The sequence below is a fragment of the Dyadobacter sp. CECT 9275 genome (assembly GCF_907164905.1).
Classification (GTDB): domain Bacteria; phylum Bacteroidota; class Bacteroidia; order Cytophagales; family Spirosomataceae; genus Dyadobacter; species Dyadobacter helix.
In genome coordinates this window covers 1,382,824-1,409,064 of the sequence record NZ_CAJRAF010000001.1, presented here as the reverse complement: position 1 = coordinate 1,409,064, position 26,241 = coordinate 1,382,824, and the positions used below count along the sequence as shown (strand labels likewise).

Sequence of the window (26,241 nt, the reverse complement as noted above, 5' to 3'; positions counted from 1 at the left end):
ATTACTTCACTTCTTCCAGCAGGGAATCCAGCAGTAGCGAGTCACTGTCGGGCGTGGCGCCTGGTAATGCGCGGTTGAGCTGCTTGGGCTTGTTCCAGGGAGCTGTTGTCCTGCTCGACATGTCGTAGGATATGAAGGCAAACAATGCCACAAACAAAATGAATATGGCTATGAATATCCTGCGGTTACGGGTTTGTTTGTCCATGCCTACTCTTCTTCTCTTACCTGCCTGGGAGTGGTGTACGAAATAAAACTACCGGTTTTACCAGAAATCTCGGCCCAGCTCAGGTTTTCAAATTCAATCAGAACAACAGATGCTTTTTCCATTGAACCTATATTGGCCCTGGATAGATATTCCGCAAAATAAGTAATATCGGGGTTGTGCCCAAAAAGAATGAGGCAATGTGTATCGTCCGGCGTCGTATTCACGGCGTGAAGATATCCCTTTGGTCCGTTTCCGTAAAGTTCCTGATCCATTACGATAGCATCTACTTCAAATTTGAGCTGGTCTCCCACGATTTCCGCTGTTTTAAACGCTCTCGCCGCAGGGCTCGACACGTACCTATCCGGACGTATCCTGTTATCAGACAACCATTTACCCATTACAGCAGACTCCGTCATACCCTTCCCTACCAATTGTCTGTCAAAATCTTTCACGCCATAGCTGATTTCTTCCGCAGTGGCGTGCCGTACTAAAAGGAGAGTTTTTTTCATCGGGTTGGTTTACAAGTGGTACGGGGCAAAATGACAAAACCGTAAAACTAAAAACTTCAGACTGCTGTCAATTTAAGGCAAAGTTACGGATATTCGGATTTACTCAATAGCTGATTTTTCGGGATATCCTTTCCCGGAATGATATTTTACCGCTTAATGCAGAAAAAGAACCTTTGAACAATAATTATCCATTCAGTTGGGACAATAAATACTTAATTTTGTTGATTGTTCAACGGTGAAATTAAACATTACAACACCATATTCTATCCATGCTACAGTTCCTTAAATACGTACTGGCGACTTTCGTCGGTATCATAGTTTTTATCTTCCTCTCCTTTTTTATACTGATCGGAATAGGAAGCGCATTTTCTACCGACGAAAAAGTGGTGGTTGAAGAAAAATCCGTTTTAAAACTGGATCTCAATCAGCCTATTATGGAAGTAGGCGTTGATAACCCTTTTGCAGAAATAGGGGGCCCCTTTGCTGGCGGCGAAAATGTGGCTGGCCTTAAAGATATCCTCCAGGCACTTAAAACGGCTCAAAAAGATAACAATATCAAGGGTATCTTTCTTAAAACCGAAGGACCACAAGCGGGCTGGGCAACACTTGAGGAAATCAGGAACCAGCTCCTCACCTTCAAAAAATCGGGCAAGTTTGTTGTAACCTACGGAGAATCTTATTCCGAAAAAGGATATTACCTCGCATCCGTTGCCGATAAAATTTACCTCAACCCGGCAGGTGGCCTTGAGTGGAACGGGCTTTCGGCCGAATACAGCTTTTTAAAAGGAACTTTTGACAAACTGGAAGTGAAGCCGCTCGTATTCCGGGTGGGTGAGTTCAAGAGCGCCATTGAAATGTTTTCGCGCCAGGATATGAGTGAAGCAAGCAAACAACAGACCTCAGAACTCATCGGTGCCATCAACAACAATTTTCTTAAGAATATAGCTACCTCCCGTAAAATCCCGGCTGACCAGTTAAAGAGTCTCGCTGATTCTCTTGCCATTAATAACCCCGCAGCAGCGCTTAAATACAAACTTGTCACCAATCTCGGCTATTGGGATGAGTTTGAAACTGCACTTAAAAAAGATATTAAGGTAGACGAAAAGAAAAACATCAGCTTCATTGGGGTGGAAAAATACCTGAAAGGCAATGTGGATACTGACGGGGATTTCAACAAGCGGATCGGGGTACTGGTGGCAGAAGGGGAAATTACCTCGGGAGATGGCAACAATGAGTCCATTGGCTCCGACAAGTTTATCAAAGAATTGAAAAAAGTGCGGGACAACGATAAGATCAAAGCCGTGGTGATACGCATTAACTCCCCGGGCGGAAGCGCACTGGCTTCTGATGTGATGTGGCGTGAAATACAGCTTACGGCAAAGAAAAAACCGGTGATCGCCTCTATGTCTGACGTGGCAGCATCGGGAGGTTACTACATGGCAATGGGTTGTGATACCATTGTTGCTCAACCTAATACCATTACCGGCTCCATCGGAATTTTCGGGTTAATATTCAATATAAAGGATTTTATGAACAACAAACTGGGTGTTACGTTTGATGGTGTGGGCACAAGTCCGCACGCAGACTGGCCCACAGCTACCCGTGAAATGAGCCAGTTTGAAAAAGACATGATCCAGAAAAGTGTCAATGAAGGCTATGACACCTTTACCAAAAAAGCTGCCGCCGGGCGCAAAATGCCTGTTGAGAAGTTGAGAAGCCTGGCGCAGGGACGGGTATGGTCGGGTATTGAAGCGAAGGAAAATGGCCTTGTGGATGTACTGGGCGGCGTTGATGATGCGATCCGCATCGCGGCGAAGGCTGCTGGCTTAAAAGAAGGTGACTACCGGGTAAGATATTATCCGGAAAAGAAGAAACCTATTGATGAAATACTTAACAAGCTCATGGGCAGCAATGAAGACGAAGCGATAGCGAAAAATCTGGGAGAGCTGGCCCCTTATGTGAAAATGTACAAAAAGGTAATGAACATGGGCGGTATTCAGGCAAGGATACCCTTTGAAATGGAGATCAGATAGTATTAGGATAACACTTCCAGTTAAACATCCCTTCGGCCAGCCCGGTGGGATGTTTTTGTTTACATCCGGATCGTATCATTAAAATACATTTTCATTCAACAAAATTTCATTTTGGATTATATAAGAATAATACAATATACATCTAAAATCACACCTACTATATAGACAGTAAATTTTCACTCAGTTATTGTATTTTATTAATAATGATATGATTATTTAAATATTACACAGCGATATAAAAGGAACTTTTAGAATTGAAAACTTCTGCTATTGACACATAATCAATAATTTACGAGATTTGAGATAACAAAACAGAAAGTCCATCTTCTACCGAGACATTTCCTGTTTAAATAAAGCAGAATTAAAAAAATACAAAAACTTATATTTCAAAACAGAAATTACACTCATGAAAAAAATCCTTTTTAGTATTGCAATTTTGATGGGAGTATCAATTGCAAATTTGTCTGCTGCTTCTTCCGACAAAGCGGGAGCTGCAAATGTTGAAATTGCTGCCATTGGAGAACTGAAATTCAAACTGTCCCTGGAAGACGTGAAGGACAAATCTTCGGTACAGATTAAAGATGAAAACGGAGAAGTATTGTACAGCGCAAATCTGCCGAAGTCTGCCAACTACACTAAAATATTTGACTTCTCAACACTGAAAGACGGGGGGTACGTATTCGTTATTAACAATGGCAAAGAAAGAATCGAAAAACCTTTCTCCATTGAAACACAAACAACACGTGTGGTAACTCCTACTACCAAGTAACACATAACCCAAGAAAACGAAAGAGGGCCGGACAAAATCTGGCCCTCTTTCGTTTAAACGCTCACAAACTTTATTCAGGAGCACCGGTTTCTTCGTTTATTTCTTTCCTTATAATCAGTACCGCGTGTCTGCTGGGAGCAATGGCAATACCATCCAGTTTAGCGTATACCTTCGTAAATTCTGCTCCAAAATAAAGAATAATGGAAGAATAGTAAATCCAGGTCAGCAGAATAACAATGGATGCCGAAGCGCCATAAGTTGCCCCAAGATCCGACTGTCCCAGATAGTAACTGATTGCAAACTTTCCGATCAGAAACAATACCGCTGTAAATCCCGCCCCTACCAGACACTCTTTCCAGCGCAGATCCCCGTCAGGCAAAACCTTAAAGATAACCGTAAACAAGGACGTGATTACGGCAAGTACCAGCGCCAGGTTAATCACATAAAACAGCACCACGGAAGCCTCAGAAAAAAACTGTTCGAGCCGTGAACTGAGAACGTCTACAATGGCATTGGCTCCCAAGGAAACGATGAGCAGAAAACCCAGGGTCAGGATCAGGGAAAACGACAACAGCCTGTTCTTAAGATACTGAAGCCATCCTTTTTTTGGTTTTGCCTTAATAGACCAGATATAGTTAATAGAATCTTGCATTTCGGCAAATACCCCCGTAGCACCAATAAGCAGTGTTCCGATACCAATGGCCGCCGCCACACCCGACTTATTGGAAACCTGCGCATTCCTGATAATTTCCTGTAACTGTGCCGCAGCACTTTCGCCGACAAGCCCCTGTATCTGCCCAAACAATTCCCCCTGAATAGTACTCTTTTCCATGAAAACGCTAAGTACCGAAATAATGACCAGGAGCATGGGAGCCAGCGAAAAAATGGTATAGTACGACAACGCCGCACTGAGCTTCATGCCGTTATCATTTATAAATTCCGAAAAACTTTCAGATAGAAGAGAAAATACAAATTTGATGGATTTCATAGGCATCACGGGTTTCTTCAAAAATGATGTTACAAACATAATCATGCCAATAGATGCCTCAGCCAATTATTTGACACAATCAACCAGCTCATGGACAGATCTCTGACCTCGCTAATACAGAATGGTAACAGAACCGTGAAATTTAAATCGTTTCGAGATAATGAGCTTATAGGCATACACGCCGCTCGGGACTTTCTTCCCTTTGCTTTTACCGTCCCAAGGTTGGGTATAATCATCGGTATGGTAGACGCACTCGCCCCAACGGTTGTATACAAAAAGTTCTCCAACCGGGAATGCCGTTCCACGGGTAGGAATCCAGACATCGTTATGATTATCGCCGTTGGGAGTAAATACATTGGGCAATAAATTACCGAGTGGCCTGGGTATGATTTTCAAAACAATACTCGCCGAATCCCTGCATCCGTGCTCACTTTCGGCATAAACGGTCACTACACTATCTGCAAGTATGGTTCTGATGCGTTGCGTCAAAGCACTCTGATTCGGGAATAACACCCCTGGCTCCCAACTGGTCACCTTATAAGGATTGACAGCAGATGAAGTTTGCAGGCTTACCTCCTCACCCTGATATAATAATTCTCCGTCAGCCTCCGCTTTAAGCTCCAACCTAAAATTCTCAATGGTTATGTTGACGGTCCGGTTAACACTGTCGCAGCCAAAGCGATTCTTCAGCGTTCCGGTCAGTTGCGTATTATCATAGTATAGTATTCCCTCAAATAAGAGAGAATCGCAGCCAGTAAGGTTCACTACCTGTGCATAAGGCACCAAAGGATATACTATAATATTAACAGCACGGATGACGCTGTCGCAACCCATTCGGCCCTGAAGCGTATCCGCCAGCAGGGTACTGCTCAGATAATTTCTTCCTTGAAATAATAAACTCCCACACGCAGCAGTATCCATCTGCGTTCGAACAACCGGGGGAGAAACCGTCAGGTTCAGCGCAACGGTGCTGTCGCAGCCGGTAACCGTGGATAGGGTAACGTATGTTGCCACAGCCTGCCCGCCGGCAGAAATCGTCTGTCCGTTCCAGCGGAACGGCATATTAGCCTGACAAACGTATTCATTTACAGTAGTAAACAGAGGCTCATTTACCTTTATCAAAATCCTGTTGCTCTCCACATTGTTGGAACGAGGACAGGGGACGTTACTCGTAAGTACACAGGAAATCACGTCCTGATCAGCAAGGTTTGCGTCGGTATATTGCGGATTGTTGCCCCCGACATTCATTCCATTTTTTTTCCATTGATAAACAGGTGCTGTTCCACCATTGACGGCTGCGGCTGTAAAAAGGACCGCCTTCCCTTTGCAAACCGCATTGGAAACTGCATTTGAGACAATACTGACCGCAGGCTGAACAGCCGGGCTCACGTTTACTTTCAACTCGTTGCTCGTAACGGTACTAGGGTTCACGCAAGGATCTGTGGTTGATAAAACCACTGTGATTACATCCTGGTTGGCGATGGCAGAAGAAGTGAAGGTATCCGTATTTCCCCCCTGAACCAGAACACCATTCCGTTTCCACTGAAAACTTTTGCTGGATACATTCGCAGCCACAGCCTTGAATGTTACGGGCTGTCCTTCACAGATATTGAGGGAAGATGCCGTAACCGTTACGGTTGGCGCCGGAGGCGGCGGAGGAACCATAACAGAAGTATTCCCTGAGGCCGTCTGGTTGCAAGCGTCTGTTACAGTTACTGCATAAGCTCCGGAAGCCATCGGATTGATACTGACATTGTCACCCGGCAGATTACCAGGCGCCCATTGAAAACTATAAGGCGGAATACCGAAGTTGGCAGTAGCTTTCAGATTAACAACATCACCCGGACATACCGTGTTTGGAGGTGTAGCCGTAACGGAAACAATCTCAACCGTGCGGCCTTCTATGGTGGTAATAAAAGGGCCAATCCCCTGGACGCAGGAAGGCTCGCAACCAGCAGGACCCATGCAGCCTCTTAGAATGGATATCCTAACCTTTACGTTTTTCTCTACACAACCCGCCTTGATGCAACTGTTGTATAAATCTGTGGGAACGCCTCCTATACCACCCGTACCACCTTCAGTAGGAGGGAGTCCGTTGGTCTGCCACAGCACGCCTGTGCCACATAACTCATCCCCAAATCCATACCTGTAACGCATTTTATCCCTGGTACAAGGAGCGCTCGTGAGCATATACACATCGAATATGGCATTGGTTACGGTAATGAAAGGCGGTACTGGAACCGTCCAGTCATAACTGCATCCCATATTAAAATCATAACTGCAATTGGCATTGTTGGAGGAATTCATAATACTTCCTGGCGAAAAAACACCTTCCGGGCCCGTCACTAAGGGATCAATCAGTACCTTTCCCGCTTTCAAAAGCGCTCTAACAGTATTTGGATCTACCAAGATACCCAGCCCGCCGTTTTCAAACTCATACGGCAAATAAGCAACATTTCCTGCGTCAGCCTCCGCATACATCACAGCCCTTCCTATCCGGGCCATTAATTTTCCGTTGCTTTTAAAATCAACCTCTCCTATCCTATTTTCTTTGCTGGCCTCTTCCACAAAAGAGAAAACCCCACGCTGCTCCGCCTGAAAACCATCCGAAAAAAGGTAATTCTCGTAACCAGAAAAATTCCAGGTTCGCACAATCAGGTTTGTTTTTATCCTGCCTCTTAAAACCTGCATTTCAGCATCCACCCCAGGAAATATGTTCTTCACAAAAATACCGTCGTCCCCGGCCGTAAAATCATCCCAGCTGGCAGAAGCTATCAGTTTTATTTCACCCTTATTTTTCCCGTAAAGTTTCCAATCGTTGAAGTTGATGGTCCCGTTTACCGTTTTCATGTAAGATTTTCGTCCACCGATATCAAAACCCACCGGCTCCACCTGATGTGACGCCTCCAGAATCTGTGCGCTCTTGCGTTCCAGCCGGCTATCGATCAGCAGCCATTGTCCGTTTTGTTTATAATGTAAAGAGCCATACGCGCCCTGCGAAAATACTTTGGAGGGATTATCCGCATCCACATAAAACCGGGTTGTTTCGGTACGCTTTTCAATCAATTCTATAACATTTCCGGGTGGCTGTTCCTTTGCGATGTATCCGGCGTCGGGGTGGGACAGATATTTTTTATTCCGCTGTTTCCATTTCTCACTCACAGGCCTGTGTCTGACAGTAAATGAAGTATAATTTGCCTCCGTAGCAGGAGCTCCCATCACAAATGGGCTGGAAGGAACCGGAATAAAATCGTTCTGGCCATAGGACGAAATAGCAATCAGAGCAAATAAGATATTTGAGAGTAATCTTCTTTTCATAAACGTGGAGCGGGTAGGAATCAAACTTTGGCAATACCTTCTTTACCTGTTTTGTCCCAGACACACAAGGCAACAGCACAGTTTCTCTATTTATACCTTTCAAAAGGGATTAGTCGCAGTGTTGCCAGCAAAAAGAAACGGATAGAGAAGATTCTATAATAGAATATTAAATACCCTTTGGCTTACCGCTATCGCTGCCTCCGTAGGTTTGATAATTTTCCGGCGAACGTGCAGATGAATTTCTTAGCCTGATCGGCCTTCCCGCAAAATAAGCGGTAATCTACCCCGCGGCAGACCGCTTATGAGTGTTCAGTAAGTCCTGTTTGAAATTTGCTTTTATTTCGTCATCATGCCTGTTTTTCGTGTAACTTACTTTTTTATTTCCCCATCAAAATCATTCGATACCATATGAAACAAATTTACATTCTCTTGTTCATATTGCTTTGCCATAGACTTGCCCAAGCCCAAGTGACTACTGTAAATGGCCCCTCCGGCAGCAACTTGTTTGGCAGCGAAACGACTATACTTGTCAACGGAAATTACGTACTGGTAGATTCCAACTGGGGTAACGGAGTGGCCACAGGGGTAGGTGCAGTATATCTGTACAAAGCCTAAACTGGGGCACCGGATCTACTATCAAAGTTGGAGCCGCGACCTTTGGTGATGGGACAATCGGCATAATTGGTGAAGTCAGTGCCTCCAATTCGCTGATAGGTTCAAAGGCCAACGATCAGGTGGGTGATAATGTCATTGTGCTGGATAATGGGAATTATATTGTTAAAAGCAATAACTGGGACAACGGCTCAGTGATTAACCCGGGAGCTACAACTTACGGAAATGGCAAGGTGGGCGTTAGCGGCACAATCAACTCCTGTAACAGTATCATCGGTACTACTGCCTCGAGTTCACAAACCGTTGTGTTCAACAGTATTTTGGATAATTTGTTTGTTGGTTACCAACGTGGGAAATACTTTGTTATTCATAATGGTACGGTTCTGGCAGCCGATGATACGGAGGCCACCCAAACGGTTGCCAATGATCCGGTTACCTTTTTGAGTGATTGCAGCGGTATTGGCAAACTGGCCCCTGCTGGTGTCGGTACGGCGGTCAGTGGTACGGTCACGGCCAAAGTACGCGTGGAATCGTCGGCACCAGTAATCAATCAGCCTTACGTGCGTCGCTATTACGACGTCAGCCCTGAGACAAATGCCAGTACAGCCACCGGTAAACTCACGCTTTTTTATACCCAGGCCGATTTTGATGATTTCAATACCAACCGGGGCACGGCTCCCGCTCTGCCGGTCAACCCTCTTGACCTGACCGGAATTGGAAATCTGCGGATTACCCAAAAACATGGCACCAGTACCACCGGTACGCCAGAAAGTTATACAGGCTGGACAGGCAGCGGACCCAAAACGGTGCTGATTAACCCCAATGACCAGGATATTTTTTGGAATAGCGTGGAAAAACGCTGGGAGGTAACTTTTTCTGTCACTGGCTTTTCAGGTTTTTTTGCCCATAGCAATATAGACGAAACAGCGCTTCCGGTAAGCCTGATCAGTTTTACCGCACAACGCGTCGAGAAAAATGCCTTTTTGCAGTGGACAACGGCGGCCGAGACCAACGCCTCTCATTTTGAGATAGAGAGAAGTACGGATGGAAAATCATATAGCGGTATTGGAAGCGTACAAGCACTCGGCAGCCAGGACGCCGGTTACCGGTATTCGTTTACTGACACACAGTTCTCTGACCTGGCTACGGTGGCCTACTACCGATTACGTTCGGTGGATATGGATGGAAGTTATGCCTTGAGCCGTGCAGAGCGTGTATTGCCTGAAAACAACACGGTTTTGACTTATGTATACCCCAATCCGGTGAAGGCGGGTACCTACGTACCGGTGAAGTTCTCCAGTAACGTCCATCAGGTGCAGGTACTGGATTTACAAGGCAGGCAGCTCAGCGTACAGGTCAACCGGAACAACGGCCCGTTTGTTCTTGATCCGTTGTCGCAAGGCATGTACTTAATCAGGTTCGATGCGGGTAAAGGTTCCGAAACCCGTAAGCTGGTGGTGGAGTAGTTATTCTTTAATACCTTTAAGAAAATTGAGAGGAGGCCAAAAACCGGCCTTCTCTCTGGATACAAACCCTTTCCTCACTCCTCTTCTTTACACTTAATGTAAAGCTCACTAATACCAAATTATCGTTGAAGCAGCTTTGTTGACTCTTCTGATACAACCATTCATTCAATAGCATTACAGGTTTGTAGCAAAATACTCAAAACGCTTAGGAGCACATCTTTCCCGTATTTTTCACCGTGTAATCCGGTATAATTCCCGTTACCTTCTACTAGGGTAAGTTCTACATTCGTAAATCTTTAACCCTAAATATTTTTGCAATGGATAAGTTTATTAAAGCTCCCGGAATATCCTCCGTAGACGGTATGTTACAACCTGTCGAAATTAATTACAAACTTGCAGACGACACCACGGTGGCGGGTTTTGGCGAATTTTTTACAGAATCAGCTACCAAAGAGATTATCAGACGACACTGGGACAGCCTGGCGCAAAAGGCAGTAGACGGTAACATTGATGATAGCATTGTAGCCATTGAAATTGGCAAGGAAATGCTGATGATGATTCTGTCGCAAAAAGACTGCCAGGGTATCAGAGTTTATTATGCCAGTAGTGTACAAGCCACCGGTGATACCAATCAGCCCTTTATTATTGATGACCAAAAGTGTACCCTCATTGCGGTTGGGATCAATGAGTATGGAAACGAACTAGGGGTGGCCCTTGAGAATAATCTGTCTAATACGAATGTGAAAAATCTTTCTCTCATGACTCCCGGAGCTGTGATTGTTGACGATACCATGAGATCAGAAACGAATCCGCCACGCACCTTTGCTTCCATCAAGAACATTCGCTGATCGTAAGGGGAGATATTAAACGGGAATTACTTTCAAAAGTACAGTAGGAATTTCCTTCTTTTATGGCACAGCAACTGACATTCCAACACACGTTTTACTTACTTCTATTGGTTAGCTGCTGTGCCATGGCATTTTTCTTCTATTTGTCGGATACTTCTTTAAAAGTGTTCCGTTATGTTTTCTTTTCCGCTCTGGCTGTCGAGATTTTCGTTACCGTTATCAGCATCTATCAATGGAAAATACCCGTATACACCTTGTATCATTTTTATATCCCTCTGGAATACGGCCTTTTAACATTTTACTTCTATAAAACCCTTGATCAGGAAAAGATTAAAAAAATTGCCAAATATTCTATCCCTTGTTTCACTATTTTCAGTCTGGTTTTATCCCAATTTCATATTGGCTGGACCAATTTTCCCGGACTTAATTTAAACATAGAAGGTATATTATTGTGCTTTTGGGCAATCGTGGCCTTGTTCTCAGTGAAGCCCCATTTATTTCTTCCAATTTACAGGCTGCCGATTTTCTGGATTTGCCTGGCCGTAATCATTTACCATTCGGGTACATTTGTCATGAATGGGCTTTTTAATGTACTACGCCAGAACCGGTATGAAGTCTTCGAATCTCTCCGTGGAGTGATTAATAAAAACATAAATAATTTATTATACATGATGTTCATTATAGCCTTTGTATGCTCGCATCAAATGAAGAAATATTCATAACCGTAATAGCCAGTGCTTTCGCAATGCTTCTGTTAGCAGTTGTTGTTATTATTGCTATTGTCAGATATAAAATCGAACAGAAGAATAATATTCTGGAAATAGAGCATTTGAAAATCACATACGCACAGGAAATCCTTCAAACCCAGATCGAGGTACAGAATGCTACACTTCAGCAGATCAGCGAGGAGCTGCATGATAACATCGGACAGCTTTTATCGGTGGCAAAAATCAATCTGAATATACTGGAAGAAACAGAACAGACAACTGAAAATCAGTCATATATAAAACAAACCAATGAAATAATAGGCCAGACGATCCAGGATGTGAGATTACTCACCAAAAGCTTCGATGGTGATTTTGTCAAAGATTTTGGACTGGAAGAAAGCTTATCCCACGAACTGCTCCGAATCCGAAAAACCAACAAGTACCAAACCGAACTACTCGTTACCGGTGAGCGATATTCCCTGGGTTACGACAAGGAGATCGTTCTGTTCCGTATAGTCCAGGAGGTTCTGAATAATATCATGAAACATGCCAGAGCCACAAAAATCCAGTCTCAACTTACCTATGGATCAGAAAAATTCATAATTTGCCTGAAAGATAACGGCAGAGGCTTTGATGTTCAAACCACTGAAAATGAACAATTAAAGTACTCAGGGGCGGGCCTCCGGAATATGCGCCGCAGAGCCGGGCTCATAGGCGGAAGGCTTATCCTGGATACGGAGCCTGGCAAAGGCACCAGAATCGAAATTGAGGTATCTCCCGTATGAATTTTTTATATCCTCCCAAAAGTTATGAAAACTACCATTGCGATTGTCGATGACCATGAACTCATGGCAAAAGCCCTCTCAGGCCTGGTCCAGAAATTTGAAAACTATGACGTTATCTACGAAGTATCTGGTGGCCGGGAACTCATTCAGCGCCTGCGGGTGAACATGATTCCGGATATCATTTTACTGGATATCAACATGCCTGATATGGATGGATACGAAGTGGCTCAATGGCTCAAAAACAATTATCCGGGTATTAAAATCCTGGCACTTTCTATGAACGACAAAGAGGAGTCGATTGTGAAAATGCTCCGGAACGGGGCGGGCGGGTATCTTTTAAAGGGTTGTAAACCGCACGAACTGAAGCTGGCCCTGGACTCTATTGCTCAAAAGGGTTTTTATTATACTGAATACATTACGAGCCAGCTGATCAAGAGCCTCAATCCGGAAAATCTTCAGAATCCGCTTGACTTGCTAGGATTGAACGAGCGGGAAAAGAACTTCATTCAGCTATCGTGCAGTGACCTTACCTATATGGAGATTGCTGACAAAATGTGTGTAAGTCCCAGGACAGTTGATGGTTACAGAGAATCTGTTTTTCAGAAAATGGAAGTTAAAAGCAGGGTCGGGATGGTATTGGAAGCCATCCGCCTGAAACTGGTTGAAGTATCCTGATTTGCCAACGCACAGCCATTTGCTCCCCAGGAACGGCACATTTCACAAAAGCAGCCCTGCCAGTGTTGCCGACATATAGGAAGCCAGCGTACCTGCAATAAGCGCTTTAAAGCCCAGCCGCGCAAGGTCAGCCCTGCGGGTAGGAGCCAACTCTCCTATCCCACCCACCTGGATGGCTATGGAACTGAAATTTGCAAAGCCGCATAGGGCAAAACTGGTGATAACAAGCGTTTTTTGATCAAGGGTATCCTTGAGCTTAACAAGGTCAAGATAAGCCACAAACTCGTTGATCACCATTTTGGTACCCATTAAAGAGCCTGCCGTCTGAATATCTTTGGAAGGAACACCCATTGCCCAGGCAAAAATTGAAAATACCTTACCCAAGATATAATTAAAGCTCAGTCCGGGAAAAGAAAAAACGCCGCCAATCAGCCCCAGCAAATAATCCAGCAAGGCCACCAGTGCAATAAATCCGATCAGCATGGCTACCACATTAAACCCTACCTTAAGTCCCTCCCCTGCCCCGGCTGCAATGGCATCCAGCAAATTGGCATGCGTTTTCTGGATTTCAAGTTTCACGGCACCTTTTGTATTTGACTGCTCGGTTTCAGGAAACATGATTTTGGAAATAACCAGCGCACCGGGGGCCGCCATCAGGCTGGCTGCAATCAGATACGGCGCGGGTACGCCCAAAGAGATATACACCGCCATTACCCCTCCAGCAATACAGGCAAAACTACCTGTCATGGAAGCCATTAGCTCCGAATTCGTCATATTTTTCAAATAGGGCTTGATCATGATCTGAGCCTCCACCTGGCCAACAAAAGTACTGGCAACATTGGATACCGCCTCTGCCCCACTTACTCCCATGAGCCAGTATACGCCTCTGGCAATGGTAGAAACAACCCGCTGCATAATCCCCAGGTGATATAACATATTCACCAGTACCGCTACAAAAATGATGGTTGGAATAACCTTAAAGAAAAACACGAAGTCGTTTCCCGGGCCAAAAGCTTTCTGCATCAGCTCAGGACGCACCAGGGTACCGAACACAAAATCTGCGCCTTTGTCAGAAAATGAAAGGAGTTTCTGCACCTTTGCCCCAAGCCATTGAAAGAAAGCCTGCCCGATATCGGTCCGAAGGATAAAAACAGCCAGACCGAACTGAAGCCCCAGCCCCACACCCACAGTACGGTAGTTAATCGCTTTGCGATTGGTCGACATCGCAAATGCTATTCCTAAAATAAGACCAATTCCGAGGAGGCCGGTAAATCTTTCCATGTATAATCCAGTTGACGCCATTTTTACAAGGTTGCAAAATAACAAACAAATCAGTTGTTACATCCACCACCCTGAAAATAACCTGAATATCAGTATGGCTTACCGGATTTGTGATAATTAACCAAGGATTAATTCCTTCCGCTCAGGAAGATTTCCGGTAATTGAGAACGGCCCAGGAATTAAGGACTATTGCAAAAGCTATGATTTTGAGAAAATGAAATTTGAGCTCGGCGAAACCGCTCCCTTTTAGTACCACACTCCGCATGACATCGATAAAATACGTTACCGGATTTAGATAAGCAATTACCTTGGCCCATGCAGGCATGCTGTCAATGGAAGTAAACAAGCCGCTCATCAGCAAGAAAATCATGACAAAGAAAAATGCTACCGACATAGCCTGCTGCTGGGTATCACAGTAGGTAGAAACCAATAATCCGAACCCCAGAATGGCAAAAAGATACAAGGCCAGAAAAGTATAAAGTAACAGTATGCTGCCCTCCGGAATGATATGATAAACCATCCTTGCAATTACAAACAGACCGAAGGAAAAGATAAACATCCCCATTACCCAGAATGGAATGAGTTTCCCCAATATAAAATGGTGTTTCCTGATGGGCGTAACGTTGATTTGTTCAATGGTACCAATTTCCTTTTCCTTGACAATATTGAGAGCCGCCATATAGCCGCCAATCATCGTAACCAGGATCGCGAGGATACCCGGCACCATAAAGAAATTGTAGTTCATGTGAGGATTGAACCAGTTGGAAGATGTGACCTCTATCACCGGCTGAGGATTAAACCGCTGTGGATTAAGCCATTCAACATTTACATCACTATTAAAATCGGCTATGATCCTGGTCAGATATGCCCCGCCCACATTTGCCTTGGTACCATTGATGGCATTCACGGCAATAAAAAGCTTCTGGGCATTTTCCCGTACCAGGTTGCGCTCAAAGCCGGCCGGAATTTCCAGAATAATATCAGCGGCATCCGTCTCCACCAGCTGCGCTGCCTCCTGAAAAGATCCGGTGAAACCCACCAGCCTGAAATAACCCGAAGCAATGACCTTGGATACCAGTTTCTGTGAATAGGTGGAATGATCGTGGTCTGCTACGGCAATATTGATATTTTTCACTTCATAGTCTGCTGCCAGGGGCAAGAGCAAAAGCTGTATCAAAGGCATTGCAAAAAGCATGGGTAACATGGCCTTGTTGCGAAACACCTGCCTGAATTCCTTTTCTAATAAAAATAATATGGTTCTCATTTTAAGTCATTAATGGCCTTTTGCGGAACTCCGGTGTACTGATTATTCTCTTCTATTCGAGCCTGATCCTGAACTTTCTCAGACTGACAGACAGCAGGAAAACCGTCATTCCGAATAGGATCAAAGTCTCTTTCCAGATGTAAGCCAACCCTAAGCCTTTGATCATAATCGCTTTTACGATCACGTAATAGTACCTGGACGGAACGATCCTGGATATCATCTGAAGCGGCCAGGGCATATTTTCAATCGGGAACATAAAGCCTGTAAAAAGCATAGTAGGCAACATCATCCCCATAAGTGAAATCAGCATAGCTGCTTGCTGCGAAGCAGTTACAGTGGATATGAGCAACCCCAGTGAAAGCGAGGTAACAATGTACAGGGTGCTCACTGCAAATAATAAGAGCACACTGCCATTGATGGGCAATTCCAGCGCAAATACACTCAACAGCAGAATGACGATCAGGTTGATCAGCGACAGCAGCAAATAGGGTACCGCTTTGGATAAGATAACCAATATCGGCTGAAAGGGGGAAACCAATAGTATTTCCATGGTTCCCAGCTCCTTCTCTCTTACGATTGAAATGGACGTCATCATTACGCAGATTAGCAACAGTACCAGCGACATTACCCCAGGAACAAAATTGGGCGCACCCTTAAGCTGCGGGTTATATAACATCCTGATTTCCGGCTGTATACGATAGCCAGGTACCGCCCCACCGGATATTTCCACCTGGTATTCCTGAATAATATTGGTCAGGTAGTTGGTCAGGGTATTGGCCGTATTGGGGTCTGAGCCATCCGCAATAATCTGTATGGCAGCCTTGTGAAGGTGCAACAGCTCTTTATTAAAATTGGCCGGAATAACCATTGCCATTTTGATCTTGCCTTCCTTGAATGACGCTTCAAGCTGGTGGGGATGTGACAACGATTTTTCCAACTCGAAATACCTGCTGGCAGTGATACGCCCGATGATCTGTATAGACGCTTCATCCCTGGAATAATCGAGAATTGCTATTTTAGAATTTTTAATTTCGTTGGTTAGCGCAAAACCGAACAGCACGATCTGTACAATTGGCAAACCGAAAAGAAGCAGCAAAGATTTTTTATCACGGAAAACATGATAAAACTCTTTTACGATAAAAGCATTCATTTGAACAAGAAGTCCCTTCCTTGTTGTCATCGGTTTCTTCGTTTAATGATCGCCGCGTTTCGCGCCTCTCGCCAGTTGATAAAACACCTCATCCATGGATTGTACGCCATACTTGTTTTTCAGATTTACCGGAGAATCCAGGGCTTCAATTTTACCATCAACCATGATAGAAATTCTGTTGCAGTATTCGGCCTCGTCCATATAATGTGTGGTTACAAAAATGGTTACTCCGCGGTCTGCGGCGGCGTAGATGAGATCCCAGAACTGACGGCGCGTAACCGGATCAACCCCACCTGTGGGCTCATCCAGAAAAACTATTTGCGGATCATGGAGTACTGCCACCGAAAACGACAACTTTTGTTTCCAGCCCAGCGGAAGCGAGCCGACCAGCTTTTTCGTTTCACTTTCCAGCCCCAGCTCGGCAATCAGTTTTTCTCCCTTATGCTTGATTTCAATATTACGCAGACCATATATACCTCCGAAAAACCTGATATTTTCAAGAACAGTGAGGTCTTCATAAAGCGAAAATTTCTGGCTCATGTACCCGATATTTTTCTTGATCTCTTCCGGTTGCCGGTATATATCAAATCCTGCCACTGAAGCTGTTCCGGAGGACGGCCTGGACAAGCCGCACAACATTCGCATGGCAGTGGTTTTTCCTGCCCCGTTTGCCCCCAAAAACCCAAAAATCTCCCCGGAATAAACCTCAAAAGTGATCTCGTTTGTAGCCACAAAATCGCCAAACTGTTTGGTAAGCTTGTGTGCTTTGATCGATATATTACTATTCATGATCGGATGATTACGAGTTCATTTTACTCATCAGTTCCATAAAGCAATCTTCAATGGTAGGCTCCACCGCCCGGAAAATGATACTCTCGTGTCCTTTTTTTGCAACAAAGTCAAGAAATCGTTCTTCCGTTCCTTGTTCCGTGAAAGTGAGATGAAGATACTCCCCGAATGCAAAGCAGCTCTGCGTATCCGGATACAGCCTGGCATCCTTCAGCAACTGATAGATATCATCGGCTTTCACCGCATAAAGCTTCCTGGGAAAAGCATCAATAATTTCCTGCGGTGTGTTAATCTCCATAATCCGTCCCTGCTGCATGAGCGCGATTCTGTCGCAAAGCGTAGCTTCATCCATATAGGGTGTTGAAACCAGTATGGTGATACCCTGTACTCTGAGTTTTTTGAGCATTTCCCAAAATTCCTTTCGAGATACTACGTCTACACCAGTAGTGGGCTCATCCAGAAACAATACCGTTGGTTTATGTATCAGCGCGCAGCATAGCGCCAGTTTTTGCTTCATCCCACCAGACAACTTCCCTGCCCGGCGGGTTTTAAACGGCTCAATCTGGACGTAAATGTCTTTGATCAAGTCGAAATTGGCGCTTACCGTAGTGTTGAAAAGCGTAGCAAAAAAATTAAGATTTTCCTCCACCGTCAGATCCTGGTACAAGGAGAACTTTCCCGGCATATATCCTACCGCATTCCTGATCGCCCTGAAGTCAGCAACGATATCCATTCCATCCACTGTGGCCGTTCCGGAATCCGGCAGCAGCAGCGTGGTAAGCATCCTGAAGAGAGTTGTTTTACCGGCTCCGTCGGGCCCGATCAGCCCGAACAGTTCTCCCTTTTTTATACTGAGAGAAACCTGGTCAACCGCCAGTAATGTTCCCTTGTGATAGGTTTTGGTTAATGATTCACAAGTAACCCCCATATCCGACTGACCTGCTGATTCCATTTTGTATTCCTATCGGTTTCAGAACTTAATTTCCCCGTACATCCCGATTTTCAGGTACCCATCATTTTTAACCAGTACCTTCACCGCGTATACCATATTGGCTCGCTCATCTTTGGTCTGAATGGTTTTGGGAGTAAATTCGGCTTTGCTGCTGATCCAGGTAACGATACCTTCCCGGGTCTGATATTCACCCTTTCCCGAATCTGTTAATACCTTCACTTTCTGGTTCAGCCTCACCTGCGGCAACTGATTACCGGCAATATACGCTCTGAGAATGAGCGTCGACAAATCAGCAATTTTATAAATTGGCTTGCCGGGAACAGCCATTTCATTGGCTTCCAGATATTTGGAAAGAACAGTACCGGTTACCGGATTAATGATATGGCACTTCTCAAGCTGATCTTCCACCTGTTCTATCTGTACCTGCAAAGGTAACCCCTCGCTCAAAATACTTTTGGTCTGGGTTGATAACACCGAAGTCTGCGCTATATCCTGATTCCGGATCACTTCCAGCTGTTTGGTGAGCACGTCCAGCTGCCCGTTGATATCATCCAGCTGCTTGGGTGTGGCTGCATCCACTTTCAGCAAGTTTTCAATTCTCTTTTTTTCAATTAAAAGTGTATTGATCTGGCTTTCGGTAAGCGCCATCTGTTTTTTATAAGCAGCTGTCTGCTTTGCAATCTGCGGGGTCTTACCGCCAATTGCATTGTACTGTGCCTGCAATTGTTTCTTCCTCAGGTACAATTGGGTAGTATCAATTACACCTACCTCCTTCCCTGCCGGTAGCATCTGTCCCTCTTCAAGTTCCAGCCAGGTTATCACCCCGGTTGCCTCCGCGGAGATGATTGTCTCCTCCGCCTCAAATACCCCCGAAGCGTCATAGGTACTTTCCTTTTCGTTACACGAAACCAGCCCGGTCCCAAGAATTAGAGCGACCAGCCATGTTCCGGCGCATTTTCCTGAATGCTTTAAATATTTATTTTTCATACGAATTAGTATTAACAGCTGAAATCTTAATTAATCAAATCATTGCCCGCTATAAACCGGGTCAACGTTGCCCCAGGGTAGTTTTCATTCTATATTGTGAATAAAGCAACTGAATCTGGTGGAACATCAGGTTTTGCCTTGCCTGACTTTCCGCGTTGACATCGCGGATATAATCTGCGGGCAGCTTCACGCCATTTTCAAGTTGTGCCCTGCCGGTATTTTTGATATTGGCCCGCAACCGGATAATTTCATCATCGGTCTTCATCAGTTCGGTCAGTTTATGCTGTTCCGAATTTTCCTGGCTCACAGCAAAACTGGTATTAAAAAGAAATGTTTCCCTTTGAACATCCACCATCGCCTGGTTATTCCTGATCAGCTGCCTTTCTCCCTTCAGCGTGTAAAGCCCTGATACCGGCCAGCTAAACCGGATACCTCCCAAACCGTAAAATGCAAATTCACTATTAAGCATATTCAATCCCGGCCGCCCATAACCAGCCTGGGCAAAAAGACTGAACTTCGGCCGGTTTCTTGCAAAAATCATTTGTTCCTGAACCGCATAGGTTTTTTTGCGAAGCTCAAAAGCATCCATTTCCGGCCGGATTACCAATGTGCTCAGTGTAGTTGTAGCGGCCGGTTCAATAAGTGTTGCAGTACTATCCAGGGCTTTACCAATGAACAACCCGAGCATGTCCAGATATGATTTACGCAGTGCGGCCTGCTCTGTTGCCGCCTGATCGGCCATTAGAAGTTCTGCCCTGAAAACATCCGCGTTGCTTTTGAATGCCGTTCCGTTTGCGATTGCACCGTTTGTACGAGCCAGCCCAGCCTCTATATCATCTTTCCTTAACTGTATCTGAATCAATTGCTTATCAATCAGCAATATACCAAAATACAACTGATTAATTCTTTCACGCAGCTTGTATAACTCTGTTGTTACATTCGCTTTTTCAAACTCAGCGTTTGCGGTTGCCAGTTCTTTCTGTTTCCTGATTACTCCTCCATCATACAAGGTCTGTGAGGCTTCGGCATAAATCTTGTACTGATCCTTCGGTAGTTTTGGAATATCAATCCCCGGGACCTTAATAGGAACGCTGGTCACCTCAGACTGGTACGTTGCCTGCCCGAGCAGGCTCAGCTGGGGCAAGTACCCCTTTTGCGCATTCTCAATGGAGTAAGATGCCGCCTTCGCGATCAGATCCTTCTGTTTCACCATCGGGTAATGTTCTGCTGCCAAGTCATAACAGGCTTCAATCGTGATACCTGCCGTTTGCGGGAACGATTTCGTTGCAAAGGCTATGAACAAAATAGCCAGTAATGTACTTTTCATGCGCTGCTTGTTTAATCACTTTATTTAATCATTTGATTAATCTTTGCTTAAAAAATATGACTTAAAATTCTAAGTCACGCACTTCCTTTAACCCTTCTTCCTCAGCATTTCATGAAGCCAGAGCGGGATGAGTTTCTTACGCTCCCGCATCATGGCATTAAAACTTTCATCACTCATTCCCCCTATTTTTTTCAGCACCGGGCTCCCTATGAACGGGAATACGGCCATTCCCAAGATATTCATGATAATATGAAGCGGATCCACAGGGGTAATTTCATTACCCTCAACAGCGCTTTTGAGTTGCCGTATAAAGAGTGATCTCAGGATAATGTCATCAAAATTCATTTTTTTGATCAGACCACTCGGGTCATTGCGGATTTCGCTCAATACAAAAATCGGCATGTCGGGCTGTGCGATCAGCATATCAATGTAGGTTTCTGCAATCAGCGCTATCTTTTCCTGATAAGTGGTATTATCGTCATTGGTGATACTCACTACACTGAACATGAATTGCTTCATGTTATCCGCCATGATGAGCTCAAAGAGCTTCTCTTTGCTTCTGAAATAGTAATTTAATAGGGCCAGATTTATACCAGCTTCTTCTGCAATATCCCTCGTTTTGGTTGCTGCGTACCCTTTTTGTGTAAACAGTTTATATGCAGCAGCCTTTATTTTTTCTTCCGTTGATTGGTCAATTTTTGCCTTTTCCTCTTTCTTCATAATATCCGTTTCACATTCCGTACCACAAACTTAAAGTACAGAAATTAATTAATCAAATTATTTAATCAAATGATTAATATACCTTTCAAAAAATAAGGCATACGTTTTGAAGATATGCCTTATAAACCTTACACCTTCCTTAAAGTCTAGCGATCTGCATTACGCTGGTTCCATCCCGGTACGATTTCACCCAGCTTCCGCCCTGTTTCACAAATACATCTATCTTCCTGACCTGCTTCTGTATCCTGCCCTGGGGGGTATCGTAACTAATCTCTATCATTGAATTTTTAACAGCAACCTGACCGTTGTCATACCTGCGCACAGAAATACTATTGGGAACGTACCTGGCTTCTCTGAAGACGCCGTAACGGTTATCCACGTATTTTTTTATTTCTTCATAAACGAGTGATCCCGTTTCAGTGGTCAGCACGTTATCCTTACGGACTGCCGGCTGAACGTTCACCACAGGTTTCAACTGTACTTCATCCTGCTGCCCCACAGGCTTTTCTTCAGCCGCCACCACATTCAGGATGGCAGGCCGCACACCATCACCACTTTTTACCCTCACCTTAAAGGAACACGCCAGCAGCACGATCAGAATAAAGATTGAGACATTTCTTTCAGTTTTCATTGAGATTTTCATCTTTCAAGAGGCTAATTAATAACAATGCAAATATTTCAGGATAAATCAAGAAAAAATAGCGTATAAATACCTGTTTATTTATATACGTATAACTACGTATTAGTAACGGTGCTATTGACCAGAAAGCAATAAAAAAAGGAGAACAGTAAAATTTGTTCTCCTTTGGTCACTTTTGATATCCCTGGATTAGTATCCCAGGACAGGGGAAAGCCACTTTTCAATTTCTTCCAGCGGCATATTTTTTCGTTTCGCATAATCCGAAACCTGATCCTTGTACACTTTGCCCACGGGGAAGTAACGGCTTTCCGGATGAGAAAAATACCATCCGCTGACACTACTCGCAGGATACATCGCGAAACTCTCGGTCAGCGTAATACCCAGCTCTTCCGCACCGAGCAGGTCAAAAAGCATCCTTTTTTCAGTATGGTCCGGACAGGCAGGATAGCCCGGAGCCGGACGGATCCCCCGGTAACTTTCTTTGATGAGCTCTTCGTTACTCAGCGATTCGTTCCGGTCGTATCCCCAAAGTTCCTTACGTACCCTCTCATGCATCAACTCTGCCAGTGCCTCCACAAGCCGATCGGCCAGAGCCTTTACCATGATGTTGTTATAATCGTCATGATCTTTCTCGTATTTTTCAAGAAGTGCCTCAATGCCAATCCCTGCGGTCACTGCAAACCCCCCGATGTAATCGGTATGACCGCTTTCTAGGGGTGCCACAAAGTCCGACAAGCAGTAATTGGGCAGGTTCTGTGCTTTTTGGCTCTGTTGACGCAGGTGATGAAGTACCACCAGGTTATCAGCCAGAAGTTCACCGGCATTTATATTTTCTGCTTCCGCTCTGCTGATCTTGTATTCAATATGCTGGTGTGAGCCATGGCGCTCGCAAGGTACCTCACGGGTTTCTTCTTCAAAATGATGCAGGAGAATATCATCTTCAATGGCATTGGCTGGCCAAAAACCGATCACCGCTTTAGCTTTCAGTGTTTTGTCCCGAATAATTTCCCCCAAGAGAACTGCTGCATCTTCGAATAGTCGTGAAGCTTCCTCGCCCACTACTTTATCTTCGAAAATCTTAGGGTATTTACCATGCAGCTGCCAGGTCTGGAAAAATGGCGTCCAGTCGATATATCTGGCAATATCGCTCAAATCGTAATCATCATATATCCTGGTGCCCAAAAATTGTGGTTTCACAGGACTGAAATTATTCCAGTCTATTTTGGCTTTATTCAACCTGGCCTTTTCAATACCGTGATATGCTTTTTCTCCTCCCTTTTTGGCATGGTCTTCTCTCAGCTTGGCATATTCAGTTTTGATGTCCGCCAGCACCTGAGCCTGGCTCGCATCACTCTGGATAAGCTTCCCGGCCACAGGTACAGACCTGGAGGCATCCAGTACATGAATGACAGCACCGGAATAATTGGGATCTATTTTTACAGCTGTGTGAATCCTCGATGTAGTCGCACCGCCGATCAGTAGTGGCATGGTCATTTTCCTGCGTTCCATTTCCTTCGCAACGCCCACCATTTCATCCAGAGAAGGGGTGATCAGGCCTGAAAGGCCAATGATATCCACATCATGCTCAAGGGCGGCGGCCAGGATCTTATCTGTTGGTACCATCACGCCAAGGTCTATGATTTCATAATTATTACAGCCCAAAACCACTCCCACAATATTTTTGCCAATATCATGCACGTCTCCTTTCACTGTAGCCAGCAAAATTTTACCTGCTGATGAAGACCCCTCCTGTTTTTCCGCTTCAATAAAAGGCTGGAGATAAGCCACTGCCTTTTTCATCACACGGGCCGACTTCACTACCTGCGGCAAAAACATTTTTCCGTCACCAAACAAATCTCCTACGATACTCATACCATCCATCAGAGGCCCTTCGATCACCTCCAGCGGCCGGGAAAACATGGGCAGGCATTCGGCAACGTCTTCTTCAATATAATCTGCATTACCCTTTACAAGGGCATGGCTGATCCGCTCTCTCACCGGCAGGGTACGCCAGGTGAGGTCGGGGCCCGTTGCTACTTTTCCTTTATCCTTGATGGTTTCAGCAAAGGCGATGAGCCGGTCGGTGGCATCGGGGCGACGGTTGAGCAACACATCCTCCACCAGTTCCAGGGTCTCTTTCGGAATTTCGTCATAAATACCCAATTGTCCTGCATTCACAATTCCCATGTCCATTCCGGCCCGTACGGCGTGGTATAAAAATGCGGTATGGATGGCTTCACGTACGGGTTCGTTACCCCGGAAACTGAAAGAAACGTTGGATACTCCACCCGATACTTTTGCATGCGGAAGGTTTTCTTTGATCCAGCGGGTTGCCTCAATGAAATCTACAGCATAATTATTATGCTCTTCCATACCTGTTGCAACGGTCAGGATGTTAGGGTCAAAAATGATATCCTGTGCAGGGAAACCCACCTCCTCCACCAGTATCCGGTAAGCCCGTGAGCATATTTCAATTCTGCGTTCCAGGTTATCAGCCTGTCCTATTTCGTCAAAAGCCATTACAACGGCAGCGGCTCCGTAACGAAGTACATTTCTTGCCGATTCTTTAAACTTTTCTTCGCCTTCTTTCAGTGAAATCGAGTTCACGATTGCCTTTCCCTGCACACATTTCAGGCCTGCTTCAATTACTTCCCATTTTGAAGAATCTATCATGAGCGGAACACGTGAAATGTCGGGCTCGGCTGCAATCAGATTCAGAAAGGTTTTCATAGCCACCACGCCATCAATCATGCCTTCATCCACGTTCACGTCAATAACCTGCGCACCATTTTCAACCTGGTCGCGCGCTACGGACAGCGCTGCATCATAATCACCGGAACGGATCAACCGTGCAAACATTTTGGAGCCGGATACATTACAACGTTCCCCGATATTGACATAATTGGTAGCCCGGGTAATATCCATCGGTTCCAGGCCGGAGAGTTTCAGGATCGGCTCCGTCTGAGGTATCGGCCTCGGATTATATTTCCCGGCCAGGTCTGCGATCACTCTGATATGGTCCGGTGTAGTGCCGCAGCATCCACCTATAATATTGATCAGGTTATCTCTTAAAAATCCGTCGATCACCTCCCCCATCTGTTCGGGCGACTCGTCATACTCCCCCATTTCATTGGGTAACCCGGCATTGGGATGCGCAGATGTGAAGAAAGGCGAATGTGATGCCAGTATCTGCACATAGGGGCGCATCAGGTCAGCCCCCAGAGCACAGTTCAAGCCCACGGACAATAACGGTAGATGAGAAACTGAAGTCAGAAAAGCCTCCGTTGTCTGCCCGGAAAGTGTCCGTCCGGAAGCATCTGTAATGGTTCCGGATATCATGATCGGTAACGCCTTCCCCGGCTGATTCCGCCAGGCCGGAAGACGCTCAACCAAACCATCGGCCGCATCACTAAAGAATTTGTCAATTGCAAAAAGTGCAGCTTTGGCGTTGAGGGTATCAAAAATGGTTTCAACCAGAAGCACATCGCAGCCTCCGTCGGTAAGCCCCTTGATCTGTTCATAATAAGCTTCAACCAGCTGATCAAAACTGATGGCCCGATAGCCGGGATTATTCACATCCGGCGAAAGGGAAGCGGTCCGGTTAGTGGGGCCTATGGACCCTGCTACAAACCTGGGTTTATCCGGGTTTTTCCCGGTGAACTCGTCTGCCACTTCCCTTGCCAGCCGGGCCGACTCATAATTGAGCTCGTACACCAGTTCCTCCATACCATAATCGGCCATGGCAATGGAAGTTCCTGAAAAGGTATTGGTTTCAGCAATATCCGCACCAGCTTCAAAATAAGCGGCGTGGATTTCCTTTATGATGTCAGGCCGCGTGAGGGAAAGCAGGTCATTATTACCTTTAACATCATGTGCCCAGTCCTTAAAACGTTCTCCGCGATAATCATGGTCTTCCAGTTTATATCGCTGTATCATAGTACCCATGGCACCATCCAGAACCAGAATACGGCTCTTCAAAATCTCACGGATATCGTATTGCTGTGTTATTGTCATTTCTTATTCCTTTCTAACAGTCTGGTGTTAACAATTCTTCTGCATCTCCGGAATAGGCTTACAGAAGCTTGCAAATTTATCCTTAATAGATGTTTTGTTCAAAAAAATTAAAAAAAACAGACTATAAGTCTGACATATACATACTTGCTAAACTTATTGTCTATAATATTGTAGCTTTTAAAGTGAATAAAGATATTCTATC

The 26,241-nt window shown here is 45.0% G+C and carries 21 protein-coding genes and 1 pseudogene; 8 read left to right on the top strand and 14 right to left on the bottom strand.

The features are described from left to right. Nucleotide 1: 1 nt before the first annotated feature. Together KOE27_RS05790 and KOE27_RS05785 are read right to left on the bottom strand one after the other, a co-directional pair. Nucleotides 2-205: a hypothetical protein gene (locus KOE27_RS05790; protein ID WP_215237875.1), complete on the bottom strand. Its 204-nt coding sequence runs from the start codon at nucleotides 203-205 to the stop codon at nucleotides 2-4. 2 nt (nucleotides 206-207) lie between these two features. Further along, nucleotides 208-714, bottom strand: coding sequence for a SixA phosphatase family protein (locus KOE27_RS05785; RefSeq protein ID WP_215237874.1), 507 nt, complete (start codon nucleotides 712-714; stop codon nucleotides 208-210). 269 nt (nucleotides 715-983) lie between these two features. Here KOE27_RS05785 and sppA point away from each other — a divergent pair, with 269 nt between their 5' ends. Then, nucleotides 984-2,747: a signal peptide peptidase SppA gene (sppA, locus tag KOE27_RS05780; protein WP_215237873.1), complete on the top strand. Its 1,764-nt coding sequence runs from the start codon at nucleotides 984-986 to the stop codon at nucleotides 2,745-2,747. A gap of 406 nt (nucleotides 2,748-3,153) precedes the next feature. After that, nucleotides 3,154-3,516 carry a hypothetical protein gene (locus tag KOE27_RS05775; protein WP_215237872.1) on the top strand — a complete coding sequence of 121 codons (363 nt, stop codon included), beginning with the start codon at nucleotides 3,154-3,156 and terminating at the stop codon, nucleotides 3,514-3,516. Nucleotides 3,517-3,586: 70 nt separating this feature from the next. Here KOE27_RS05775 and KOE27_RS05770 read toward each other — a convergent pair whose 3' ends face one another. Both KOE27_RS05770 and KOE27_RS05765 read right to left on the bottom strand, forming a co-directional pair. Further along, complete coding sequence (locus KOE27_RS05770) at nucleotides 3,587-4,504, bottom strand: YihY/virulence factor BrkB family protein (RefSeq protein WP_215237871.1); 918 nt, start codon at nucleotides 4,502-4,504, stop codon at nucleotides 3,587-3,589. A 111-nt stretch (nucleotides 4,505-4,615) separates the two neighbouring features. Further along, entirely contained in the window at nucleotides 4,616-7,822 is a 3,207-nt protein-coding gene (locus KOE27_RS05765; protein ID WP_215237870.1) for a gliding motility-associated C-terminal domain-containing protein, read from the bottom strand. Nucleotides 7,823-8,230: 408 nt separating this feature from the next. Between KOE27_RS05765 and KOE27_RS05760 the strand changes: the two genes are divergently transcribed. From KOE27_RS05760 to KOE27_RS05740, 6 genes and pseudogenes are all read left to right on the top strand, one after another. Then, nucleotides 8,231-8,437, top strand: a complete 207-nt coding sequence (locus tag KOE27_RS05760; protein ID WP_215237869.1) for a hypothetical protein — start codon at nucleotides 8,231-8,233, stop codon at nucleotides 8,435-8,437. Then, a pseudogene (locus KOE27_RS30025) lies at nucleotides 8,419-8,502 on the top strand (hypothetical protein); the annotation flags it as partial. The gene KOE27_RS05760 and the pseudogene KOE27_RS30025, both read left to right, overlap by 19 nt. A gap of 54 nt (nucleotides 8,503-8,556) precedes the next feature. Next, nucleotides 8,557-9,900 (top strand): T9SS type A sorting domain-containing protein, encoded by a 1,344-nt coding sequence (locus tag KOE27_RS05755; RefSeq protein WP_215237868.1) that lies wholly within the window; start codon nucleotides 8,557-8,559, stop codon nucleotides 9,898-9,900. Between the two features lie 317 nt (nucleotides 9,901-10,217). Beyond that, a complete protein-coding gene (locus tag KOE27_RS05750) occupies nucleotides 10,218-10,748 on the top strand; it encodes a hypothetical protein (protein ID WP_215237867.1) in 531 nt (176 codons plus the stop codon). Between the two features lie 691 nt (nucleotides 10,749-11,439). Further along, nucleotides 11,440-12,240 carry a sensor histidine kinase gene (locus KOE27_RS05745; RefSeq protein WP_215237866.1) on the top strand — a complete coding sequence of 267 codons (801 nt, stop codon included), beginning with the start codon at nucleotides 11,440-11,442 and terminating at the stop codon, nucleotides 12,238-12,240. A gap of 24 nt (nucleotides 12,241-12,264) precedes the next feature. Continuing rightward, complete coding sequence (locus KOE27_RS05740; protein ID WP_215237865.1) at nucleotides 12,265-12,915, top strand: response regulator transcription factor; 651 nt, start codon at nucleotides 12,265-12,267, stop codon at nucleotides 12,913-12,915. 42 nt (nucleotides 12,916-12,957) lie between these two features. Here KOE27_RS05740 and KOE27_RS05735 read toward each other — a convergent pair whose 3' ends face one another. The 10 genes from KOE27_RS05735 to metH form a co-directional block, all read right to left on the bottom strand. Then, entirely contained in the window at nucleotides 12,958-14,196 is a 1,239-nt protein-coding gene (locus KOE27_RS05735; protein ID WP_215237864.1) for a NupC/NupG family nucleoside CNT transporter, read from the bottom strand. A 142-nt stretch (nucleotides 14,197-14,338) separates the two neighbouring features. Next, nucleotides 14,339-15,460 carry an ABC transporter permease gene (locus KOE27_RS05730; protein ID WP_215237863.1) on the bottom strand — a complete coding sequence of 374 codons (1,122 nt, stop codon included), beginning with the start codon at nucleotides 15,458-15,460 and terminating at the stop codon, nucleotides 14,339-14,341. Nucleotides 15,461-15,512: 52 nt separating this feature from the next. Beyond that, nucleotides 15,513-16,640 (bottom strand): ABC transporter permease, encoded by a 1,128-nt coding sequence (locus KOE27_RS05725; protein ID WP_215237862.1) that lies wholly within the window; start codon nucleotides 16,638-16,640, stop codon nucleotides 15,513-15,515. Nucleotides 16,641-16,652: 12 nt separating this feature from the next. Next, complete coding sequence (locus tag KOE27_RS05720) at nucleotides 16,653-17,399, bottom strand: ABC transporter ATP-binding protein (RefSeq protein WP_215237861.1); 747 nt, start codon at nucleotides 17,397-17,399, stop codon at nucleotides 16,653-16,655. Nucleotides 17,400-17,409: 10 nt separating this feature from the next. Then, nucleotides 17,410-18,351 carry an ABC transporter ATP-binding protein gene (locus tag KOE27_RS05715; RefSeq protein WP_229252656.1) on the bottom strand — a complete coding sequence of 314 codons (942 nt, stop codon included), beginning with the start codon at nucleotides 18,349-18,351 and terminating at the stop codon, nucleotides 17,410-17,412. Nucleotides 18,352-18,369: 18 nt separating this feature from the next. Then, nucleotides 18,370-19,338 carry an HlyD family secretion protein gene (locus KOE27_RS05710; RefSeq protein ID WP_215237860.1) on the bottom strand — a complete coding sequence of 323 codons (969 nt, stop codon included), beginning with the start codon at nucleotides 19,336-19,338 and terminating at the stop codon, nucleotides 18,370-18,372. A gap of 61 nt (nucleotides 19,339-19,399) precedes the next feature. Continuing rightward, nucleotides 19,400-20,665 (bottom strand): TolC family protein, encoded by a 1,266-nt coding sequence (locus tag KOE27_RS05705; RefSeq protein ID WP_215237859.1) that lies wholly within the window; start codon nucleotides 20,663-20,665, stop codon nucleotides 19,400-19,402. A gap of 87 nt (nucleotides 20,666-20,752) precedes the next feature. Continuing rightward, on the bottom strand, nucleotides 20,753-21,385 hold the full coding sequence (locus tag KOE27_RS05700) for a TetR/AcrR family transcriptional regulator (RefSeq protein WP_215237858.1): 633 nt from the start codon (nucleotides 21,383-21,385) through the stop codon (nucleotides 20,753-20,755). A gap of 139 nt (nucleotides 21,386-21,524) precedes the next feature. Then, on the bottom strand, nucleotides 21,525-22,016 hold the full coding sequence (locus KOE27_RS05695) for a hypothetical protein (RefSeq protein ID WP_215237857.1): 492 nt from the start codon (nucleotides 22,014-22,016) through the stop codon (nucleotides 21,525-21,527). A 198-nt stretch (nucleotides 22,017-22,214) separates the two neighbouring features. Then, nucleotides 22,215-26,039, bottom strand: coding sequence for a methionine synthase (metH, locus tag KOE27_RS05690; protein WP_215237856.1), 3,825 nt, complete (start codon nucleotides 26,037-26,039; stop codon nucleotides 22,215-22,217). Nucleotides 26,040-26,241 lie beyond the last annotated feature (202 nt).

Bases quoted from the DNA above. Each gene is read 5' to 3' on its own strand.
- KOE27_RS05790 (WP_215237875.1), bottom strand. From the start codon at position 205: ATGGACAAACAAACCCGTAACCGCAGGATATTCATAGCCATATTCATT.
- KOE27_RS05785 (WP_215237874.1), bottom strand. From the start codon at position 714: ATGAAAAAAACTCTCCTTTTAGTACGGCACGCCACTGCGGAAGAAATC.
- sppA (WP_215237873.1), top strand. From the start codon at position 984: ATGCTACAGTTCCTTAAATACGTACTGGCGACTTTCGTCGGTATCATA.
- KOE27_RS05775 (WP_215237872.1), top strand. From the start codon at position 3,154: ATGAAAAAAATCCTTTTTAGTATTGCAATTTTGATGGGAGTATCAATT.
- KOE27_RS05770 (WP_215237871.1), bottom strand. From the start codon at position 4,504: ATGAAATCCATCAAATTTGTATTTTCTCTTCTATCTGAAAGTTTTTCG.
- KOE27_RS05765 (WP_215237870.1), bottom strand. From the start codon at position 7,822: ATGAAAAGAAGATTACTCTCAAATATCTTATTTGCTCTGATTGCTATT.
- KOE27_RS05760 (WP_215237869.1), top strand. From the start codon at position 8,231: ATGAAACAAATTTACATTCTCTTGTTCATATTGCTTTGCCATAGACTT.
- KOE27_RS05750 (WP_215237867.1), top strand. From the start codon at position 10,218: ATGGATAAGTTTATTAAAGCTCCCGGAATATCCTCCGTAGACGGTATG.
- KOE27_RS05745 (WP_215237866.1), top strand. From the start codon at position 11,440: ATGCTCGCATCAAATGAAGAAATATTCATAACCGTAATAGCCAGTGCT.
- KOE27_RS05740 (WP_215237865.1), top strand. From the start codon at position 12,265: ATGAAAACTACCATTGCGATTGTCGATGACCATGAACTCATGGCAAAA.
- KOE27_RS05735 (WP_215237864.1), bottom strand. From the start codon at position 14,196: ATGGAAAGATTTACCGGCCTCCTCGGAATTGGTCTTATTTTAGGAATA.
- KOE27_RS05730 (WP_215237863.1), bottom strand. From the start codon at position 15,460: ATGAGAACCATATTATTTTTATTAGAAAAGGAATTCAGGCAGGTGTTT.
- KOE27_RS05725 (WP_215237862.1), bottom strand. From the start codon at position 16,640: ATGACAACAAGGAAGGGACTTCTTGTTCAAATGAATGCTTTTATCGTA.
- KOE27_RS05720 (WP_215237861.1), bottom strand. From the start codon at position 17,399: ATGAATAGTAATATATCGATCAAAGCACACAAGCTTACCAAACAGTTT.
- KOE27_RS05715 (WP_229252656.1), bottom strand. From the start codon at position 18,351: ATGGAATCAGCAGGTCAGTCGGATATGGGGGTTACTTGTGAATCATTA.
- KOE27_RS05710 (WP_215237860.1), bottom strand. From the start codon at position 19,338: ATGAAAAATAAATATTTAAAGCATTCAGGAAAATGCGCCGGAACATGG.
- KOE27_RS05705 (WP_215237859.1), bottom strand. From the start codon at position 20,665: ATGAAAAGTACATTACTGGCTATTTTGTTCATAGCCTTTGCAACGAAA.
- KOE27_RS05700 (WP_215237858.1), bottom strand. From the start codon at position 21,385: ATGAAGAAAGAGGAAAAGGCAAAAATTGACCAATCAACGGAAGAAAAA.
- KOE27_RS05695 (WP_215237857.1), bottom strand. From the start codon at position 22,016: ATGAAAACTGAAAGAAATGTCTCAATCTTTATTCTGATCGTGCTGCTG.
- metH (WP_215237856.1), bottom strand. From the start codon at position 26,039: ATGACAATAACACAGCAATACGATATCCGTGAGATTTTGAAGAGCCGT.